At 72.6% G+C, this 19258-nt stretch carries 16 protein-coding genes; 7 read left to right on the top strand and 9 right to left on the bottom strand.

Annotated elements, in window-relative coordinates; translation table 11 throughout:
• Positions 1-94 precede the first annotated feature (94 nt).
• Together ABZV06_RS21610 and ABZV06_RS21605 are read right to left on the bottom strand one after the other, a co-directional pair.
• Entirely contained in the window at positions 95-1375 is a 1281-nt protein-coding gene (locus ABZV06_RS21610) for a hypothetical protein (RefSeq protein ID WP_355247587.1), read from the bottom strand.
• A 289-nt stretch (positions 1376-1664) separates the two neighbouring features.
• Positions 1665-2531: a hypothetical protein gene (locus ABZV06_RS21605; protein ID WP_355247590.1), complete on the bottom strand. Its 867-nt coding sequence runs from the start codon at positions 2529-2531 to the stop codon at positions 1665-1667.
• Between the two features lie 242 nt (positions 2532-2773).
• Here ABZV06_RS21605 and ABZV06_RS21600 point away from each other — a divergent pair, with 242 nt between their 5' ends.
• The 3 genes from ABZV06_RS21600 (at position 2774) to ABZV06_RS21590 (ending at position 5063) form a co-directional block, all read left to right on the top strand.
• Entirely contained in the window at positions 2774-3847 is a 1074-nt protein-coding gene (locus tag ABZV06_RS21600) for an Asp23/Gls24 family envelope stress response protein (RefSeq protein WP_355623637.1), read from the top strand.
• On the top strand, positions 3844-4404 hold the full coding sequence (locus tag ABZV06_RS21595) for a hypothetical protein (RefSeq protein WP_355247596.1): 561 nt from the start codon (positions 3844-3846) through the stop codon (positions 4402-4404). Before ABZV06_RS21600 ends, ABZV06_RS21595 begins: the two co-directional genes overlap by 4 nt.
• Before the next feature lie 266 nt (positions 4405-4670).
• Complete coding sequence (locus tag ABZV06_RS21590; protein ID WP_355247599.1) at positions 4671-5063, top strand: FKBP-type peptidyl-prolyl cis-trans isomerase; 393 nt, start codon at positions 4671-4673, stop codon at positions 5061-5063.
• Between the two features lie 74 nt (positions 5064-5137).
• Here the strand turns inward: ABZV06_RS21590 and ABZV06_RS21585 are convergent, their stop codons facing one another.
• Complete coding sequence (locus ABZV06_RS21585; RefSeq protein WP_355247602.1) at positions 5138-5560, bottom strand: STAS domain-containing protein; 423 nt, start codon at positions 5558-5560, stop codon at positions 5138-5140.
• 270 nt (positions 5561-5830) lie between these two features.
• Here ABZV06_RS21585 and ABZV06_RS21580 point away from each other — a divergent pair, with 270 nt between their 5' ends.
• Positions 5831-6766, top strand: coding sequence for an SMP-30/gluconolactonase/LRE family protein (locus tag ABZV06_RS21580; protein ID WP_355623634.1), 936 nt, complete (start codon positions 5831-5833; stop codon positions 6764-6766).
• A gap of 66 nt (positions 6767-6832) precedes the next feature.
• Here ABZV06_RS21580 and ABZV06_RS21575 read toward each other — a convergent pair whose 3' ends face one another.
• Complete coding sequence (locus ABZV06_RS21575) at positions 6833-8101, bottom strand: Ig-like domain-containing protein (RefSeq protein ID WP_355247608.1); 1269 nt, start codon at positions 8099-8101, stop codon at positions 6833-6835.
• 780 nt (positions 8102-8881) lie between these two features.
• Between ABZV06_RS21575 and ABZV06_RS21570 the strand changes: the two genes are divergently transcribed.
• Complete coding sequence (locus ABZV06_RS21570) at positions 8882-9856, top strand: sugar phosphate isomerase/epimerase (RefSeq protein WP_355247610.1); 975 nt, start codon at positions 8882-8884, stop codon at positions 9854-9856.
• 20 nt (positions 9857-9876) lie between these two features.
• Positions 9877-11973: a PQQ-dependent sugar dehydrogenase gene (locus ABZV06_RS21565; protein WP_355623631.1), complete on the top strand. Its 2097-nt coding sequence runs from the start codon at positions 9877-9879 to the stop codon at positions 11971-11973.
• A gap of 121 nt (positions 11974-12094) precedes the next feature.
• Here ABZV06_RS21565 and ABZV06_RS21560 read toward each other — a convergent pair whose 3' ends face one another.
• The 4 genes from ABZV06_RS21560 to pdhA form a co-directional block, all read right to left on the bottom strand.
• Entirely contained in the window at positions 12095-13774 is a 1680-nt protein-coding gene (locus ABZV06_RS21560; protein WP_355239337.1) for a right-handed parallel beta-helix repeat-containing protein, read from the bottom strand.
• 134 nt (positions 13775-13908) lie between these two features.
• Entirely contained in the window at positions 13909-15486 is a 1578-nt protein-coding gene (locus ABZV06_RS21555; RefSeq protein ID WP_355623628.1) for a dihydrolipoamide acetyltransferase family protein, read from the bottom strand.
• Positions 15483-16487 carry an alpha-ketoacid dehydrogenase subunit beta gene (locus tag ABZV06_RS21550; RefSeq protein WP_355239341.1) on the bottom strand — a complete coding sequence of 335 codons (1005 nt, stop codon included), beginning with the start codon at positions 16485-16487 and terminating at the stop codon, positions 15483-15485. Before ABZV06_RS21550 ends, ABZV06_RS21555 begins: the two co-directional genes overlap by 4 nt.
• The gene (gene pdhA, locus ABZV06_RS21545) at positions 16484-17683 is read right to left on the bottom strand and encodes a pyruvate dehydrogenase (acetyl-transferring) E1 component subunit alpha (RefSeq protein ID WP_355239344.1); all 1200 of its coding nucleotides are present in this window, start codon (positions 17681-17683) and stop codon (positions 16484-16486) included. The genes ABZV06_RS21550 and pdhA overlap by 4 nt, the downstream gene beginning before the upstream one ends.
• 136 nt (positions 17684-17819) lie before the next feature.
• Between pdhA and ABZV06_RS21540 the strand changes: the two genes are divergently transcribed.
• Complete coding sequence (locus ABZV06_RS21540; protein ID WP_355238872.1) at positions 17820-18263, top strand: Lrp/AsnC family transcriptional regulator; 444 nt, start codon at positions 17820-17822, stop codon at positions 18261-18263.
• Positions 18264-18276: 13 nt separating this feature from the next.
• On the opposite strand, the gene ABZV06_RS21535 is transcribed toward ABZV06_RS21540, so the two are convergent.
• Positions 18277-19248 carry a DNA primase small subunit domain-containing protein gene (locus ABZV06_RS21535; RefSeq protein WP_355238875.1) on the bottom strand — a complete coding sequence of 324 codons (972 nt, stop codon included), beginning with the start codon at positions 19246-19248 and terminating at the stop codon, positions 18277-18279.
• Positions 19249-19258 lie beyond the last annotated feature (10 nt).

Below are 19258 nucleotides of genomic sequence, written 5' to 3'. Positions count from 1 at the left end.
CGCCGTTCCACTCGACCGCCAGCCGGAGGTCGAGCCCCAGGTGCGGCACGTCGCGCAGGCGGGCGTGCTGTCCGCCCGGGTGGCCGACCGTCGATCAGTTGACGTTGATACGGATCGAATCGAACGCGGGGGTCTGGTTCGCCCGCTCCATCATGGGCAGACGGTGCGAGCCGTCGCCGGCCCAGACCGAGCACTGCGCGGTACCCGACTCCGGCAGACCCGGGATCTGGATGGTCACCTCGTCCGGCTGGGCGCCACCGCGACCGTCCTCGGTGGCGACGAAGAACGCCGGCACCTCCTGCGGCTCGGGCGGCGCGGTCAGGCTGTCCAGCATCCGGCAGGCGGTGTGGAAGTGACCCCGGACCAGGCCCTGGGCGTTGAGCAGCGAGCTCTCCACGTAGTAGCCGCCCTGACCGGCCGCGAGGAACCGGTCCCGGATCAGGTTCTTGGTGCTGACCCGCAGTGTGAAGGGCTGGTTGCGGCCGACCTGCTGCGGGAACTGGGTGATCAGCAGCGAGGGGTTGTTGGCGGCGGCGCCGACCTCACCGAACTCGGTGCTCACACAGCGGTTGCCGTTCTGGAAACCGTCGTGCGGCTGCAACTTGCTCTCGTCGCAGTTGTTGGCCAGGACGCCGAGGCCCGCGCCGGGGGCGTTGCCGTTGTTTCCGCCGTTGTTGTTGCCGCCGCCGGTGTTCCCACCGTTGTTGTTGCCGCCGCCGGTGTTCCCACCGTTGTTGTTACCGCCGCTGTTACCGCCACCGTTGTTGCCGGTCGGCTGCACCTGACACTGGGCGAGTTGCGCCAGACCCTGCGGGCGGGGTCCAACCCGGTCGATGGCGGTCGTGATCCGGTCCAGCACCGCCTTACGCTTGTCGGCCAGCGGCCGCAGGATCGCGTTGTTGATGAACGCCTGACCCTTGTTGCCCTCGGCGGCGAGTCGACGGTCGGCCTCGGCGATCTGGCTCTGCAACTGCGCGAGGTTACGGTCGACCTCGGCGCGCGCCCGCTCCGGCACCTGCGGCAGCTTGGAGGCGACATCCGGGCAGGCGACGGCCGAGCCGGTGCCCACGGTGCCGTCCTTGCCGTCCTCGCACTCCGCCACCGACTCCTGACCGTCACCCCAGTGGTTGCGCACCCAGCGACCGTTCTGCCACGTACGGCTGGTCGAGGTGCCGCTCGGCGCGGTCGAGCCAGGGCTCGGTTCCACGCACTGCCCGGCGGCGGGTCGAGGCTTGTTCGTCCGCCGGTCCTGGGCCGACGAAATCTGGGTGACGGCGACTACTCCGCCGAAGACCACGAGCGTGCCGACAACAGCCAGCAGACGCTTGCTCCGCGCGATGCCGGGTGACCGGCGCGCCCGAGTGGACCTGCGCATCGAATTGCTCTCCTTCTCGATCCGGTAGTGGATTCCTGCCCTCGGCGGACCGACGGATGTGAGATGGCACCCCACGGCGGCGGCCACCGCGACCTACCGGTAACGTGTCGATGGTCGACGATGCCCTTTCCGCACCGCCGCCCGCGCCCGGTCGACGCGGTCGGGGAGATCCTCTTCATTCGCGCAGGAGTACGGGACGGCGGCGGGGAAGGTTCAACAGCCCCACAAAAAATTGCTCCGCGCCCGAGCGGATCGGGTGCGGAGCGGGGTTCAGCAGGGCAGGTGCGGGTCAGTCCGCGCAGAGGTGGTCGAAGGCGAAACCGCCCACCAACTCGTCGCGGCGGCGGCTCAGCGCGGCGATCTCCGCGGTGAGGTCCACGCGCGCGAGCAGATCCGGGCTGTCCGGCCCAGTGGCGCGCAGCCGTTCGCCGACCGCGACGGTCGCCAGGTCCTCGGCCAGGCGGGCCGCGTCGACGCCGCAGGAGAAGCGCTGGGCGGTGATCGACACCCGCTCGACGAGGCAACTGTCCAGGCGCGGCTGGACCCAACTCCACCCCTGCACCGGGCCCTCGGTCCAGCTCACGTGCAGGCCACGCACGATCGGGTCGGCCAGCCGTCCGGCCACGTACGCCTCGACCGCCGCCGTGCGCGCCAACGCGCCGAGGTCGTTCACTGCGCCGGTCCGCCCGTCCGGCAGTCGACCGACGATGTCGCGGAAGCCCACCGGGGCGGGCTCGTCCCCGACGCCGCCCGTCGCGTAGGCGCGTGCGTCGAGCACGTACTCGATCACGCGGCGGCCGTGGTCGGCGGCCCGCAACGTGGGCGAACCGATGCGCAGCACGGGCAGGCCGACGGCGGCGCTCACGGCGTCCGTCAGCCGCTCGGCGCGTTGCTCGGCGGACCCGGGGAGCGGAACCGGTCCGATCGTCACGGCGACGACCGGTCGTTGCGTGTCGGGCGCGCAGACCACGAGGTCGAATGCCGCCCGACTCGCCGAGCCCCACTGGCTGCCGGTGACACCCGGCGGACGCCCCTGCACCAGGTCGCTGAGCCGACGCGTGCCGTACACCCGGTGGCCGGCACGGCTGAACAGCGCGTCGCGTCCATCATCGGCGGGCATCGCCCGCAGCCAGCCGCGGTCGCCGCTGCTCGTCATCTGCCTGATCCATCCGCCGGTCGGTCGAACCGCGCCGAGTCTAGGCGGTCGATCACCCGTCCCGGTGGAGCGGCCCGCCCGGCCGTCGGAGCGCCGCGCCCGGTCCGCTAGCGGCAGGGTGTCGTGACGACGATTGGCTACCCGGATGTGACCTATGTCACCCTGCCGCCGGGTTCCAGCAGACCCGCCGGGGTGTATCCAGCGAGGTCGCCCCGAAGGCGGATCGGCTGGGAGGTCGGAGCATGTCGCGACACCTGCGGTTCGGCGCCCTCGCCACGAGCGGGCCGCGTCCCCGCCGACGCGAGGGAGAGCACCCGCGCCGGCCCCGGCACCCGCGACCGGCTGGCGAGCCGACCATCCGCCGTCGACCGACCACGGATCGCGCGGGACGACACCACCGACTTCCCCTGCGGCCCACTCCCACCCGTGCCACGCCGGCCGCCGGCGCGCCGCCGGGCACCGAACCACCCCACCGGGACACGGGCGGCGCGGCAGCGGAGGTCGCACGGAGCGCCGTCGTCGCCGCCCGCCGGGTGCCGGGCATCTGCGAGGTCCGCCCGGTCACCGTCCGCCTGGACGACCGGACCGTGGGCCTCGACCTCGACCTCATCACCGAGTACGGACACAGCGTGCCCGCCGTCGCCGACGCGGTCCGGCGCGCGGTCGCCGACCGGGTGTACGCCGACACCGGCCACACCGTCGTCGCGGTGACGGTCACGGTGCGGGATCTCGTGGTGCCCCACTCGGACGAAACCGCTCCCCGCCCCCCGATCATGCGCGGAGAGCTGACCACGGCGACCGTCAACCGGGTGGCCTCACTCCTGCTGGGCCTCGCCCTGCTGGCCGGCGGCGCCCTGCTGGCCGCGCAGGCGCTGCTGGTGACGCTCGACGTCCCGACGCCGCTGCTCGTCCGCCCCGGCTGGTACGAGGCGCTGACCAGCACCCGCTGGGCAGATCCCGGCGTCCGGGTAGGGGCCGGCGCGGCCGTCCTGCTGGGCCTCGTCGTCCTGGCCGCGCAACTGCGCCGGTGGACGCCGGTCCGGCTGCGGGTCGACGAACGCGACGGCTGGCACCTGCGCCGACGGTGCGTGGAACGTCGACTGACCGAAGCGGTGGACACCGTGCCGGGCGTACGCCGGACGAGGGTGCGGATCCGACGCCACGGTGACCGGTGGCGGCCCCGGCTGCACGCCACCGGCGATCCCGCGGCCCGCGCCGAAGTCGAGTTCGCCGTGCGCCAGGAGCTGCGCCGGCTCGCCCGGCCGCGCGTCGAGGGTGTCGAGATCCGACTGCTGCCCTCCCGGGGGGCGGCATGACCGACGCCGCACACCGCCTGTTGTGGACGATCGTCGCGCTGCTGCTGGTGGCCGGTGGGGCGGTCGCGCTGGCGATCGGCGGAGGCGCGCTGTCGGGCGGCGACCCCGACCCGGTCCTGCTCGGCGGCGGCCTGGTCGACGCGTGGCGGCTGGCGACGCCCTGGAGCACCCTGGCCGCCGGGGTCGCCGGGCTGCTGACCGCCGTCGCCGGCCAGCGCCTGCTGCACCGGACGGTACGCCGACCCGACCGGCCCCTGCGGGGCATGCTGAGCCACGCCGGGAGCCGCCCCGGTCGCACCCGGCTGGCCACCGAGGTGCTCGTACGCGCGCTGGAACGCGACCTGGTCGGCGCGGCCGGGGTACATCGCGCCCGGGTCGTGCTCACCGGCACGCCACCGCGACCCGACGTGTGGGTCCAGGTGGACCTGACCAGCGACGCCCCCGCCGCGCGGGTCCGCGAGCACGTCCACGCCGCCGTCCGCCGGTTCGCCACGACGGCCGGCTGCGAACCCGCGCACCTCGACGTGACGGCCCGGATCGAACCGACGCGGCCCTGAAGGGGTGTTCGCCGCCGCCCGGTCAGTGGCCGGCAGCTTGCCCACCGACGTCTCGGTGAGGATCAGCTTCACCCCCGCGAACACGCGCGATGATCGGCACCAGTTCGGCGACGCGGGGGCATCCCGGGCGCCGGATACCGCCACATCGCCGAACTGGTGTCGATCACTCACGGTCGGTTTGCGGGTGTGACGTCCATCGGCCGTCGACGATCCGGCAGGATCGACGGTGACCGGACACATCACCGCAACACGGCAGGAGATCCCGCATGAACCAGGCAGCAGGCGCCCGATCCGGCAAGCCCGAGGTGGGTCCGATCGAGGGTGCGCCGCCGGCCGACCTCGTGACCGAGGACATCACCGTGGGCGACGGCCCGCAGGCCGAGCCCGGCCAGTTGGTGAGCGTCCACTACGTCGGGGTGTCGCACTCCACCGGTGGCGAGTTCGACTCGTCCTGGAACCGGGGCGAGGCGTTCGAGTTCCCGCTCGGTGGCGGTCAGGTCATCGCCGGCTGGGACCGGGGCGTGGTCGGGATGCGCGTCGGCGGCCGTCGGCGTCTGACCATCCCGCCGCACCTGGGGTACGGCGACCGCGGCGCCGGCGGCGTCATCAAGCCGGGTGAGACGCTGATCTTCGTCGTCGACCTGCTGGACGTCCGCTGATCGAAGCGTCGTGGGGGTCGTCCGGCTCGCTGCCGGGCGACCCCTCGGCGCGACCCGCCGTGGGCGCAGTCGACTCAGGCGGCCAGCACCAGATCACCTGTCGCGGCCGGCGGGCGGCGGACGGGTGCGACCAGGTCGGCGGGCGCTCCACGACGGGCGGCCTCGACCACGCGAGCGGGCTCGAGGATCGGCATCACCCGGTGCAGGCCGGTGGCACGCAGCACCCGGGCCACCACCGGGGTCGGATCGACGACGACCAGCTCGCCGCCGCGGGCCCGCACCCGCAGGTGCGCGGCGAGCAGGGTGCGCACGCCGGCGGCGGAGAGCAGGCGCAGCCCGGACAGCTCCAACTGGACGACCGGCCGCGCCGGCGCGGACCACAGCGCGGACCGGAACGCGGCGACGGTGGCGATGTCGACCTCGCCGGTCACCCGCACCTGGACCACCTGGTCACCCACGCTGACCTGCACGTCGATCCGGTCGCTGCGCTCTTCCATGCCGTGAAATCTAGCCCCCACCACCGACAGTTTCGCCCGTCCAAGGAGTGATTCCGGGTACGTCCAGGGTTCCCCCTCATCCGTCCGAAGGTGGAGGTCAGGGGCGTCGGGCTCGGCTCGACGGCCAGGTGACGCGCCATCCGCCCGACGATTCGGGCGCGGCGGACATCCGCGATGGAGAATGACGCGATGGCGCTCCCCCGACCTCGCCCGCCACGGTTGATCCGGCCCGTCCGCGAACCGGCCACCGTCCCGCCTCCACTTCGCGGCGTGTGGGCGGCCACGGATCGCCGCCTCGACCAGGTCGACCTCCTCCCCCTTCCCGAGGGCGCCGTCGGGCCCGAGGACGTGCTCGTCGACCCGAGCGGCCGGGTCGTCAGCGGCGACGAGAACGGCAACCTCTGGTGGTGGCCGGTCGACGCGCCGGCCGGCACCAGAGGACGGCTGCTGGCCGAGACCGGCGGCCGGCCGCTGGGCATCGAGGCGGATCCGTCCGGGGACGCGCTGGTCGTCTGCGACGCGTACCGAGGGCTGCTGCGGGTCACGCCGGACGGAGCGGTCCGCGAGCTGACCGGAACCGCGCCCCCGGTGCACCTGGCCAACAACGCGACGGTGGCACGCGACGGCACCATCTACTTCACCGACTCGTCGGACCGGTTCCCGGTCTCGCACTGGAAGCGGGACCTGCTGGAACACCGCCCCAACGGGCGCGTGCTGGCCCACCACCCGGGCACCGGTCGGACCGAGGTGGTGGCCGACGGGCTGTACTTCCCTAACGGCATCGCGCTCACCCCCGACGAGTCGGCGCTGATGCTGGTGGAGACCACCACCCACCGGCTGCTCCGGGTGGAGCTGCGCGGTGGCGTGCGGGTGCTCGCCGACCTGCCCGCGTACCCGGACAATCTCTCGGCGGTGGGCGACGGGACGTACTGGATCGCCCTGCCCAGCCCCCGCGTGCCCAGCGCCGAACGGCTGCTGCCGCACCCGCGGCTGCGTCAGCTCGCCGCGCTGCTGCCCGACGCCATGCAGCCGCAGCCACGCCGCTACGGGCTGGTCGCGCTGGTCGACGGCGAGGGCACGGTCCGTCGTACGCTGCACGGCCCGGCCGGGCACTACTGGATGATCACCGGGGTACGACAGCACGGCGACCAACTCTGGCTGGGCAGCCTGATCGGGGCCGGCGTGGCCCGCGTACCCCTGGGCTGAACGTTTCTCGCGCGCGACGGCCCGGGGCCGACCCACCGCCGTGGTGGGTCGGCCCGAGGCGGTGTCTCAGCGCCCGCTGACCGAGGGTGCCGGAGCGGGTGACCCGCCGGCGACCGCGCCCGGGTGCGGCGGGGCGACCGGCGCGGGCTTGAGCCCGGACGGCACCGGCAGGGCGCTGCCCTTGACGAACTCGTCCCAGCTCACGTTCCACGCCGTCCAGCCGTTGCCGGGTTGCAGCTCGACCTCGGTGCCCTTGACGGTGACCAGGTCACCGACCTGGGTCACCCCCATCAGCCAGTCCGCGGCCGTGGCCGAGACGTTCGCGCAGCCGTGCGAGGTGTTGGTGAAGCCCTGCTCGCCCTCCGACCAGGGGGCCGAGTGGATGAACTCGCCACCCCAGGTGAGCCGCTGGGCGTCGTCGACGTCGACCACGTAGCCGCCGTTCGGCTCACCCCGGGTGTCGAAGGTGGTCCGCTCGTGCTTCTCCATGATCACCATCTTGCCGCTGGAGCTGGGCGTACTCGGCTTGCCCAGGCTGACCGGGATGCGACGCACCTGCTTGCCGTCGCGCAGCACCGTCATCTGCTTCGTGGCGTTGTCGATCTCCAGCGAGACCTGTTTCCCGATCTTGGAGGTCGCGCTCCGCTCGGCATCCCCCACCAGGTTCTTGCCGATCGGTAGGCCCTCCAGGCCCGCCCGGACACTGATCGTCGTCCCCGGCCGCCAGAAATCAGGCGCGCGGTAATAGACCTGACTGCCATCGTCCAGCCATGACCAGGTGCCCGGCTGCGGCGGATTCGTCTTCACGAACAACCGACGCTGCACATCCGCCCTGGCCTCCTTGGGAATTGCCGGGTCGAATGCCACCGTCACCGGCATGGCCGTACCGTACGTCCGGTTGCCCACGAAATAGAGCGTGCTGGTGATCTGCGGCTTCGTGGACTTGGCCATCGTGCTGAACGTGGTGGTACGCGTGGTCGTCGCACCCGAGTCGCCGGTCGCGGTCACCTCAGCGGTGTACGTACGCCGAGGTTGCAGTGGCGCACTCGGCACCCAACCCGACCCGTCCTCGCGCGGCTCGGCCTTGACCTGCGCGCCCTTGTCGTCGGTGAGCCGGACGGCGGTGACCCGTCCACCCTTGACCGCCGTGCCGACCTCAGCGCTGACCGGGACGTCACGGGTCCTGTCCCCCGGTGTGACGGTCAGTTCCGGCGGCGCGGAGTGTCCCTTGGCCGGCCCGGCCGCCGAGTCCCGGCCGACGGTGCACCCACCCAGCACGAGCGGTGCGGCTGCGATAGTTACCGCCAACAGCGTCAATCGCCGCCTAGACGTCATGTTCAGTCCCCCCGTTTTCGGCTTCCCTCCGCCACATTCTGGCCGCCTCGACAGGAGTATCCAGGGCATTCGGAAATAATCGCGGGCGCATTTATTGGCGCATTTTCCTACGATGAGTGCCGTGCCGAGAAATCGCATCACTGCCGCCTGTGGCCCCTCCGGGTCCCGCAAGACGCCACCCGACCCGCAACGTCCGGTCCCGTCCCCACGCCACCGCGCCCGCACCTATCGCCACAGGTGCACGACTTACGCGGTCGCGCGTTGGGCGCTCTGCCCCCGACGGTCCCGCGGACCCGTTCGGGCGTGACCGCGGCGCGCAACTTGCCGGATGTTGCTGCTTCCGATGCGCGGGAGGCAGCAACTTCCCCGATGTTGCGCAGATCTTGACGACGTGATGGCCGCGACCGGCAGCCCCCGACAGGACGGGCCGGCGGTAGGCATGATCGCGCCCGGTGCGCGGCGGGTGGCGGGCTGTCGCGCACCTGCTGGGCGGACTTTTGTCAGTTGGAGCGAAACTTCTGCTGATCGTGAGGGAGCTTTGCCTTTGTCCGGGGTCAAGGGTAGGGTCCGTTTCAGATAGAAGGTTGCCCATTCGTCGATCAGCCTGCCTGCCGCCCTTGCCGGGTCAGCCGCGGTCCACCCTCAGGGTCGCCGACCGCATATACGCGTCGTCCTTACCGTCCAGCCGGTGCACGCCTCCGGCCAGTTCGGCGCGCCCGGTGAAGGCAGCAGGTCGACCGCTGCCGACGGCACGCCAGCCGTCAGGAAGGAACCACCACCATGGATCACCAGGCCAACCGCTCGGAGCCGACCGGGGCGTCCGAGTCGGTCAGTCGGCGCGGGTTGCTCCGCGCCGCGACCGTCTCCGCCGCCGCTGTCGGCGCTGCCGGGCTCTTCGCCGGCCCGGCCAACGCGGCGCCCGCCGGTGACACTGCCGCCGCGGGTCAGTCCCACGGTCGACGTCGGGTGCCGGTGGACCGCATCAGCATCCAGCTCTACACCCTGCGTGACCAGCTCGCCGCCGACCTGCCCGGCACCCTCACCGCGCTGCGCCGCATCGGCTACCGGCGGGTGGAGCACGCCGGCTTCGTGGGGCGTACGGCGGCGGAGTTCCGCGCCGCGCTCGACGCGGCCGGACTGCGTGCCACCTCGGGGCACACCGGTATCCCGCAGCCGTTCGACGCCGCCACCTGGGAACGCGCCCTCGCCGACGCGAACACGTTGGGCTCCAAGAAGATCGTCCACCCGTACTTCGGTCGGGACGCCGAGGGACGCCCGTACCGGGACCCGGCGATCTACCGCGCCCTGGCCCGGGACCTCAACCAGGCCGGTCGGCTCGCCGAGCGTGCCGGTCTCGACTTCGGCTACCACAACCACCAGCTGGAGTTCGTGCCGTTGACCGACGGCTCGACCGGCTTCGACATCCTCACCAAGCAGACCGATCCCCGGTTGGTCCACTTCGAACTCGACCTGTACTGGACCTGGCGTGGGGCGCACGACCCGGTCGACGTGATCCGGGAGAACCGTGGGCGGATCCGCCAGGTGCACGTCAAGGACCTGGACGTCGAGGGTGGCTTCGCCGACCTCGGCGACGGCGTCATCGACTTCGGCCGCATCTTCGCGCACGAGCGGGAGGCGGGCATCGAGGAGTACATCGTGGAACGCGACGACGCGGGCACCTCGCCGCGTGTTCCCGCCGATGCCATCGAGACCGCCCGGGTCGGCTTCGACTATCTCGCCTCACTCCGGTACTGACCACCTCGAAGGGCTACCTGATGAACAGGACCGCATTCGCGTCCGCCCTGCTCCTGGTGACTGCCGGCCTGGCCGTGCCGTCGGCGGCGACCGCCGCACCGGCCCCGCCACCGGACAGCAGTTTCCAGAAGGTGACGCTGAACGATTTCCCCGGCGAGCCGATGAGCCTCGCCGTCCTGCCCGACCTGCGGGTGCTGCACACCTCCCGGACCGGCGAGGTACGCATCCACGACCCGCGCACCGGACTCAACACCCTCGCCGCCGACATCGACGTGTACCAGCACGACGAGGAGGGGTTGCAGGGCATCGCGATCGACCCGAACTTCGCCCAGAACAAGTGGGTGTACCTGTACTACTCACCGCCCATGGACACCCCCGTGGACGACCCGGCCACGCCGGACGTCAACGAGGGGGACGCGCCGGAGGTCGGCACCACGGCCGACTGGCAGCGGTTCAAGGGCGCGCTGCGGCTGTCCCGGTTCAAGCTGGAGGGGATGAAGCTCAACCTCGCCAGCGAGCAGCAGATCATCGACGTGCCGACCGACCGGGGAATCTGCTGCCACGTCGGCGGCCAGATCGACTTCGACAGCAAGGGCAACCTGTACCTGTCGACGGGTGACGACACCAACCCGTTCGCCTCCGACGGCTACGTCCCGATCGACGAGCGGGCCGACCGAAACCCGGCGTACGACGCCCAGCGCACCGCGGCCAACACCAACGACCTGCGCGGCAAGCTCCTGCGCATCACGGTGAAGGCCGGTGGCGGGTACACGGTGCCGGCCGGCAACCTGTTCAAGGCGGGCACGGCGCAGACCCGACCGGAGATCTACGCGATGGGGCTGCGCAACGCGTTCCGCTTCGCGGTCGACAGGCGCACCGACGACGTGTACGTGGGCGACTACTCCCCCGACGCCTCCAACGCGAACCCGGAGCGCGGGCCCGCCGGCCACGGCCGGTGGATGGTGGTCGACAAGCCGGCGAACTACGGCTGGCCGTACTGCGTGACGCCGACCATCGCCTACCGCGACTACGACTTCGCCACCGGCGAGTCCGGTCCGAAGTTCAACTGCAAGCGCCCGGTCAACGACTCACCGCACAACACGGGCAAGCGCGTGCTGCCGCCGGTCGAGGCCCCGCAGGTCTGGTACTCGGCGGCCGCCTCGGCCGAGTTCCCGCAGCTGGGCACCGGCGGCATCGCCCCGATGGGCGGCCCGGCGTACGACTACGACGGGACCAGCACGTCGCGTACCCGGTGGCCGGCCTACTACGACGGGGTGCCGCTGTTCTACGAGTGGACCCGGGACTACATCAAGGAGTTCCGCCTCGACTCCGACGGCGACGTGCAGGACATCCGTCCGGTGGCACCGTCGCTGGTGGTGGACAACCCGATGGACATGGAGTTCGGTCCGGACGGCGCGCTCTACGTCCTGGAGTACGGCGACGGCTACTTCGCCGAGAACCCGGACGCCCAGCTGTCCCGGATCGACTTCGTCCGGGGCAACCGGACTCCGATCCCGAAGATCAGCGGTACCCCGACCGTCGGGCAGGCCCCGCTGACCGTCGCGTTCTCCAGCGCCGGCACCACCGACCCGGACGGCGACAAGCTGAGCTACGCGTGGGACTTCAACGCGGACGGCTCGGTGGACAGCACCGACCCCAATCCGTCGTGGACGTTCCAGGAGAACGGGTCGTACACGCCGACTCTGAAGGTGACCGACCGCACCGGACGCTCGGCCTCGGCGACCCTGCCGCTGGTGGTCGGGCCGACCGCGCCGGTCATCGAGTTCGTCGCCCCGGTGGCCGGGCAGCCCTTCCAGTTCGGGCAGACGGTCGCGTACCAGGTCGAGGTCACCGACGACCTTCCGGTGGACTGCTCGCGGGTGAAGGTCACCTACGTGCTCGGCCACGATGAGCACGGGCACCCGCTCTCCACGGCGACCGGATGCTCCGGCACCATCCCCACCTTCCTCGACGGTGGGCACAGCGGCGCGGACAACCTGACCGCGGTGTTCGTCGCGGAGTACACGGACGCGCCGACCGAGCCGGGCGTGCCGCCGCAGAGCGCCACGGCGACCGTGGTGCTCGATCCCACGCCGGTGGCCGGCCTGGCCGGCTGACCTGTCGACAGTGACGGCGGCGGCGACCGGAGAGCGCTCCGGTCGCCGCCGCCTCGCGTTGCGGCGGCCGGGGGGCCGGCCAGCCGGAGGACACGTCGATCCGGTCGACGCGAGCGCCGGGTCAGCTCCAGTCGTTGTCGACGTGGTTGTCGCGCCAGCGTCCGCCCACCGGCGGGGTGTCCAGGCGCATCCCGTCCTCGGCGTTGCCGGCGAGGTCGTTGTCCTCGACGCGGCAGTCCACGCAGCTGCCCCGCTCGGTGATCCACAGTCCGTGGGTCTGGGTGCTGGCTTCGTGGTTGTCCCAGATCCGGTTGCCGCGGATGGTGGCCGAGTCGAACGCCGCGTCGATGGTGATGCCGGCCCGCCGCTGGGGCGCGGCGTCCAGCTGGTACCCGCAGCCCGGGGGCGGTACGTCCCCACTCCAGGCGCTGATGCCGTCGGGCCGGACCGGTGCCAGGAGGAGTTCGTCGCCGGTGTTCGCGGCGACCATGGCCACGGCCCGTCCCACCCGCAGGACCTTGCCCCGGTGCCCGTCGTGCGGCCAGTTCGCCGACCGGTCCACCACCGACCGTTCGGCGTAGCGGACGGTCTCGCCGCTACCGCTGGCGGCCTGCGCGTACTGTCGGCCATTGTTGCGGATCCGGTTGTTGAGCAGGACCGCGTCGGTCATCTGGTGGTCGATCCGAATGGCGTCCAGCCCGTTGCCCCAGAGCTCGTTGCTCTCGATCACCACGTCGCGTACCGGGCCCTGGTAACCCCGCCCGAGGTCGTGGCCGTGGTAGCCGTGCTGACCGTTGCCGCTGATCCGGTTGCCCCGGATCGTGTACGGACCGGGGGTGTTGCCGACGCTGACGCCGTCACCGATGTTGCCGTCGATGACGCAGTCGGTGAGCAGCCCACCCCGCCCGGCCACCGCCGCGGTGCCCTGGGCGGAGATGTCGAAGCCGGCCTCCAGGTTGCCGGTCATCGTGCAGGCGGACACGATGAGACCGTCGGCGCCCCAGTCGGAGATGCCGAACCGGTTGCCCTGGCTGTGGCAGCCGATGATGCGGTAGCCGCGCGGCGGCGGCCAGTAGTCCTTCTGCAGTTCGAGGAAGATGCCGTTGGTGCCGTTGGCGAGGGTGGTGCAGTTCGCGATGGTCAAGCGCTCCACCGTGCCCCAACCGCCGATGCCCACGCCGATGCCGGCGCCGCCGATCTGCTCGCCGTTGTCCAGCCGACCGCAGCCGACGACCACCACGCCGTCGATCAGGGAGTCCTGGAGGAAGTCGCAGCCCAGCCCGGTGGCCGCGGTGTGGTGGATGTAGAGGTTGCGGAACACGCCGCGTACGACGTACTGCAGGCCGAGGCCCTTGGCGAGGTAGCTGTACTCGGCCATCGCGACACCGGAGCCGTCGATCTGGAAGTCGGCGAAGGTGCAGTCGGCGATGTGGCGTTCCCGGTCGGCGCCGTGCTGCACGGTGGTCCAGAAGGCCAGCGGGGTCGGGTCGGCCCGGTTGCCCTCGTTGCTGAGCATGAACCGGGTGGCCGCCGGGCCGGCGCCGACAAGCGAGACGCCGCTGCGCCACACCGTGCCGGCGTCGCGGATCGAGTAGATGCCCGGCGGGCAGTAGATGACGCGGGCCCGGCCGTCCGAGGCGTACCCGGCACCGAGTCGGTCCACGAGGGCGGCCAGCGCCGGCTGGTCGTTGGTCGTGCCGTCACCGGTGAGGCCGTACTCCAGCGCGTCGCAGTAGAGCGGCGCGCCGGCCGCCGCGGGCCGCCGCACGCGGATCGAGTTGAGTAGCAGCTCGTTCGCCACGGCCACGGTCGGCTCCCTTCGACGCGTCCGGCGCGTACCGGCGGGGCCGACTTCCCGGTGACGCGGCCGGGAAACCCCGGGACGCCCACGGTCCCGGCACCGCGCGGGCGGTGCCGGGACCGAGGGGGTACGCGTCAGACGGCGGCGATCAGCAGCGCCGGGCGTTCCACGCAGTCGGCGACGTGCCGCAGGAAACCGCCGGCCACCCCACCGTCGCAGACCCGGTGGTCGAACGTGAGGCTGAGCTGGGTCACCTTGCGGACGGCCAACTGCCCGTCGACCACCCACGGCTTGTCCACGATGCGCCCCACTCCGAGCAGCGCCGCCTCGGGGTGGTTGATGATCGGCGTGGAGCCGTCCACGCCGAACACGCCGTAGTTGTTCAGCGTGAAGGTGCCGCCGGTGAGGCGGGCCGGAGCGAGCGTCCCGGCCCGCGCCGCGGCGGTGGTCTCCGCCAGAGCGGCGGCCAACTCGGCGGTGGTCAGCCGGTGGGCGTCGCGCAGCACCGGCACCAGCAGGCCCCGGTCGGTCTGCGCGGCGATCCCCAGGTGCACGCCGGCGGACTGGACGATCCGCTGCCCCTCGGTGTCGACCCTTGAGTTGAGCTGCGGGTACCGGCGCAGACCGCTGAGGCAGATCCGGGCCAGCAGGGCCAGGATGCTCACCGGCGCGTCGGGCGTCGCCGCGTTGATCGCCGCACGGGTCTCCAGCAGTCCGGTGGCGTCCACGTCGACCCAGATGGTCACCTCGGGGATCTCCCGCCGGCTGCGGGAGAGCTTGTCGGCGATCACCTTGCGCACGCCGGTGAGCGGGACGACGACATCGCCGTCCCCGGTCGGGGTCGGGGTCGGGGTCGGGGTCGGGGTCGGGGTCGGGGTCGGGGTCGGGGTCGGGGTCGGGGTCGGGGCGTCGTGCGGGTCCGGCACGGCGGCGAGCCGGGCCGCAGGCGCGGTCGAGGCCGCCTCCACGTCGGCGCGGCGGATCACCCCGCCGGGTCCGGTGCCCCGCACCGCGCCCAGGTCGACGCCGCGCTCCCGGGCCAGCCGACGGACGATCGGCGAGATGACCAGGGCGCTCGACGGCGGAACGCCGACCGACGGGTCGCCGGCGACGGGACCGGCGTGGGGAGCCGGGTCGCTGCCGGTCGCGGTGCCCGCGCCGGCCCGGCCCGCAGCCGTCCTGGCAGCGTCCGGCCGGACCTCGCTCGGCCAGGCCGCGCCGCCGTGGGCCGCGCCGCCGTGAGCCACGTCAGCCTGGGCCGCGCCGCCGTGAGCCACGTCCGGCTGGGCCGCGGCGGGCTCGGCTGCGCTGGCCGGGTTGGGGGCGAGGGCCAGACGCGACCGACGGCGACGACGTGTCGCGCCGCCGTGGCCGGTGCCGTACCCGATCAGGACATTGCCGGAGCCGGCCCGCTCCTCCTCGCGGTAGGTGGCGTGCCCGGCGGACTCGTCCCCGCCGTCCAGCGGCGCGATGGTGATCAACGGCTGGCCGACGGGGCGGACCTCACCGGCCGCGCCGTGCAGGGTCACGACCCGTCCGGCGTACGGGCAGGGCACGTCCACGACCGCCTTGGCGGTCTCCACCTCGACGACGCTCTGGTCCACCGTGACGACGTCGCCCACGGCGACCCGCCACTCGACGATCTCGGCCTCGCTCAGCCCTTCGCCCAGGTCGGGCAGGAGGAAGACCTGTGTCCGCTCGACGGTGGTCATGCCGCCGCCCAGCGCGCGTCCGGCTGGTCGTCCCACTGCAGGCGGGCCACCGCGTCGAGGACCCGGTCGACGCCGGGCAGGTGGGTGTGCTCCAACATCGGCGCCGGGTACGGAATGTCCAGCCCGGCGACCCGCAGCACCGGGGCGTGCAGGGCGTGGAAGCAGCGCTCCTGCACCCGGGCGGCGATCTCCGCGCCGACACCCGCGAAGCCGGGCGCCTCCTGGATCACCACGCACCGACCGGTACGCCGGACCGACGCGGTGATCGTGGCGTCGTCGAACGGCACGATGGTGCGGACGTCGACGACCTCCAGGTCCCAGCCCTCCTCGCGGGCGGCCTCGGCGGCCTCCAGGGCGACCGGCACCGCCGGCCCGTACGCCACCAGCGTGGCGTCGCGGCCGGGCCGGCGCACGACGGCCCGGCCGAACGGCTCGGTGCGGGTCGGCAACTGCGCCTCGGCGCTGCCGAAGTAGAGCTTCTTGGGCTCCATGAAGACCACCGGGTCGGGGTCGTCGATCGCCTCCCGCAGCAGCGAGTACGCGTCCTCGACCGTCGCCGGGGTGACGACCTTCAGGCCGGGGGTGTGCGCGTAGTACGCCTCGGAGGAGTCGCAGTGGTGCTCCACCCCGCCGATGCCGCCGGCGTACGGCACCCGGATGACGATGGGCACGCTCAGCGCCCCCCGGGTGCGGTTGCGCAGCTTCGCCACGTGCGAGGCGATCTGCTCGAACGCCGGGTACGCGAACGCGTCGAACTGCATCTCGACGACCGGACGCAGGCCGGACATGGCCAGGCCGACCGCGAAGCCGACGATGCCGGCCTCGGCGAGCGGGGTGTCGAAGCAGCGCTTCTCGCCGAAGCGGGCCTGCAGGCCGTCGGTGATCCGGAAGACGCCGCCGAGCGCGCCGACGTCCTCGCCGAAGACGACGACCCGGTCGTCGGCGGCGAGCGCGTCGGCGAGTGCGGTGTTGAGGGCCTTCGCCATGGTGGTGGCCATCAGAGGTCGCCCTCGTCGTCGTGTGCGGCGGCCAGCTCGGCGCGGACCTGCTCGCGCTGCTCGACGAGCTGCGGGGTGGGCTCGGCGTAGACGTGGTCGAACAGGCTCAGCGGGTCGACGGTGGGCTGCTCGTTCATGCGGGCGCGCAGGTCCGCCGCGTACGCCTCCGCCTGCTCGGCCATCTCGGCGACCGCCGCGTCGTCGAGCACCCCGCGGGCGCGCAGGTACGTCTCCAGGCGGGCCAGGGGGTCCCGGTCGCGCCAGGCGTCGACCTCGGCGCCGTCGCGGTAGCGGCTGGCGTCGTCGGCGTTGGTGTGCGGCTCCATCCGATAGGTGTGCGCCTCGACCAGGAACGGACCGTTGCCGGCGCGGGCGTGCGCGACCGCGCGGGTCAGCACGGCGAGCACCGCGACGGGGTCGTTGCCGTCGACCTGCTCACTGGGCACCCCGTAGCCGACACCCTTGTACGCCAGCGACGGCGCCGCGGTCTGCCGGGACAGCGGGACGCTGATGGCGTACCTGTTGTTCTGCACGAAGTAGACGACCGGGGCCTTGAACACGGCGGCGAAGTTGATGCCCTCGTGGAAGTCGCCCTCGCTGGTCGCCCCGTCGCCGATGAAGGCCAGCGCCACGGTGTCGCGCCCCTGGTACGACTCGCCGTGCGCCAGCCCGGCCGCGTGCACGCACTGGGTGGCGAGAGGGGTGCACTGCGGCGCGGTGTGCACCTGGGTCGGGTCGTAGCCGCAGTGCCAGTCGCCGCGCAGCAGGGTGAGCACCTCGACGGAATCGATGCCCCGGGCAACCAGCGCCATCGATTCGCGGTAGGTGGGGAACAGCCAGTCGGTGTCACGGACCGCGAGCGTGGCGGCCACCTGGCACGCCTCCTGCCCCCGCGACGACGGGTAGACGGCGAGGCGGCCCTGCTTGGTGAGCGCGGTCGCCTGGGTGTCGAACCGGCGGCCGAGCACCATCCGGCGGTACAGCTCCCGCAGCGCCTCGACGGGCGGTTCGGGATAGTCGGTGCGGGCCGGCAGCGGCGTACCGGTCGGGTCGAGCAGGCGGACCGGTTCGGCGTCCGGCAGCAGCGGGCGCGCCGGGTCGGGCGGGGTGACCGTCCGACGGGCGCGCGGGGATGCCCTGCGGACCGCCTGGGGTGTGGTCGTCACGGCGGGACCTCCTGGGACGTGTGGTGAGCCTATGCTTCCGCCTGACGGATGATTGACTCAAGATCCACGCAGAAGGCGGGACGACTGGCATGCGGGAGGCGCGTCGGTGAGCCAGGAGAACGGGGACGGAGCGAGCCGGGTAACCGGATCGGGACGATCGGCCCGAACCATGGACGAGGTCGACCGGCGGATCCTGGACGAGCTGGTCCGCGACGGTCGCACGTCGGTACGCACCCTGGCCGAGCGCATCCACATCTCGCGCACCAACGCGTACGCCCGGGTGGAGCGTCTGGTGCGCGAAGGCGTGATCACGGGCTTCCGGGCACAGGTCGCGCCCGAGGCCGCCGGGTTGGGCACGTCGGCGTACATGGCGTTGACGATCGAGCAGAACACCTGGCGGGAGGTGTCGGCCGAGCTGGCGCAGGTGCGGTACGTCGAGCACGTCGCGCTGCTCAGTGGCGAGCACGACGTACTGGCCCTGGTCCGGGCACCGGACAACGCCGCCCTGCGGGACGTGGTGCTCGACCGGGTGCAGCGCATCGCCGGGGTGCTGTCGACGCGGTCGTGGCTGGTCTTCGAGGAGTTCGAAGGAACGCAGAGCCCGTGGCAGTAGGCCACCCGTCGGGTCACCGCTCGGGCGGCGCCTCCAGGCCCTCGCGGTCGGCCAGCTCCAGCAGCGGCTCCAACGAGTGCCGGTCGCCGTCCAGGCCGGCGTGCGGGTCGCCGCGCTCGGCGAACCGGGCCGGCACGGTGAGCACGTCGAAGTCCTCCGGACGCGCGTCGTCCAGCTCCGCCCAGTCCAACGGCGTCGACACCAACGCCCGGGGCGTCGGCCGGATCGAGTACGCCGACGCCATCGTGTGGTCGCGGGACATCTGGTTGTAGTCCACGAAGACCGGCCGGTCCCGCTGGTCCCGCCACCAGGTGGTGGTGACCAGCTCCGGCAGACGGCGCTGCATCTCGCGCCCCAGCGCGAGCACCGCCCGGCGGCACTCGCCGAAACTCCACCTCGGCTCGATCGACAGGTACACGTGCAGGCCCCGGCCGCCGGTGGTCTTCGGATAGCCGGTCATGCCCAGCTCGGCGAGGAACGCCCGCACCTCGTGCGCCACCGGCACCACCTGGTCGAAGCCGACGCCGGGCATCGGGTCGAGGTCGATGCGCAACTGGTCGGGGCGTTCCACGTCGCCGGCGGACACCGGCCACGGATGAAAGCGCAGGGTGCCCAGGTTGGCGGCCCAGATGACCACCGCCAGCTCGCTCGGCGCGACCTCGTCGGCGGTCCGGCCGCTGGGGAACGTGATGTGCGCGGTGCGCACCCACTCGGGCGCGCCCGCCGGCAACCGCTTCTGGTAGAACGCGTCGCCGCGGTTGGTCTGCCGGGTGGCGATCGTCGCGCCCTCGAAGACGCCGCGCGGCCAGCGTTCCAGCATGGTCGGCCGGTCGCGCAGCGCCCGCAGGATGCCGTCGCCGACCGCCAGGAAGTAGCGGACCACGTCCAGCTTGGTCAGCCCGCGTTCCGGGAAGTACGGCTTGTCGGGGCTGGAGACGCGGACCAGCCGCTCCCCCACCTGGATCTCCTCCGCCGCCGTGGCCACGCCCCCGAGG

Origin of the sequence: Micromonospora sp. NPDC005172 (assembly GCF_040608555.1) — a bacterium.
Taxonomy (GTDB): domain Bacteria; phylum Actinomycetota; class Actinomycetes; order Mycobacteriales; family Micromonosporaceae; genus Micromonospora.
The sequence above is the reverse complement of the archived record's forward strand: the minus strand, read 5'-3'. Positions and strand labels throughout refer to the sequence as shown.

Bases quoted from the DNA above. Each gene is read 5' to 3' on its own strand.
- ABZV06_RS21610 (WP_355247587.1), bottom strand. From the start codon at position 1,375: ATGCGCAGGTCCACTCGGGCGCGCCGGTCACCCGGCATCGCGCGGAGC.
- ABZV06_RS21540 (WP_355238872.1), top strand. From the start codon at position 17,820: ATGGACGAGGTCGACCGGCGGATCCTGGACGAGCTGGTCCGCGACGGT.
- ABZV06_RS21600 (WP_355623637.1), top strand. From the start codon at position 2,774: ATGTCGCGACACCTGCGGTTCGGCGCCCTCGCCACGAGCGGGCCGCGT.
- ABZV06_RS21570 (WP_355247610.1), top strand. From the start codon at position 8,882: ATGGATCACCAGGCCAACCGCTCGGAGCCGACCGGGGCGTCCGAGTCG.
- ABZV06_RS21565 (WP_355623631.1), top strand. From the start codon at position 9,877: ATGAACAGGACCGCATTCGCGTCCGCCCTGCTCCTGGTGACTGCCGGC.
- ABZV06_RS21555 (WP_355623628.1), bottom strand. From the start codon at position 15,486: ATGACCACCGTCGAGCGGACACAGGTCTTCCTCCTGCCCGACCTGGGC.
- ABZV06_RS21590 (WP_355247599.1), top strand. From the start codon at position 4,671: ATGAACCAGGCAGCAGGCGCCCGATCCGGCAAGCCCGAGGTGGGTCCG.
- ABZV06_RS21605 (WP_355247590.1), bottom strand. From the start codon at position 2,531: ATGACGAGCAGCGGCGACCGCGGCTGGCTGCGGGCGATGCCCGCCGAT.
- ABZV06_RS21585 (WP_355247602.1), bottom strand. From the start codon at position 5,560: ATGGAAGAGCGCAGCGACCGGATCGACGTGCAGGTCAGCGTGGGTGAC.
- ABZV06_RS21595 (WP_355247596.1), top strand. From the start codon at position 3,844: ATGACCGACGCCGCACACCGCCTGTTGTGGACGATCGTCGCGCTGCTG.
- ABZV06_RS21575 (WP_355247608.1), bottom strand. From the start codon at position 8,101: ATGACGTCTAGGCGGCGATTGACGCTGTTGGCGGTAACTATCGCAGCC.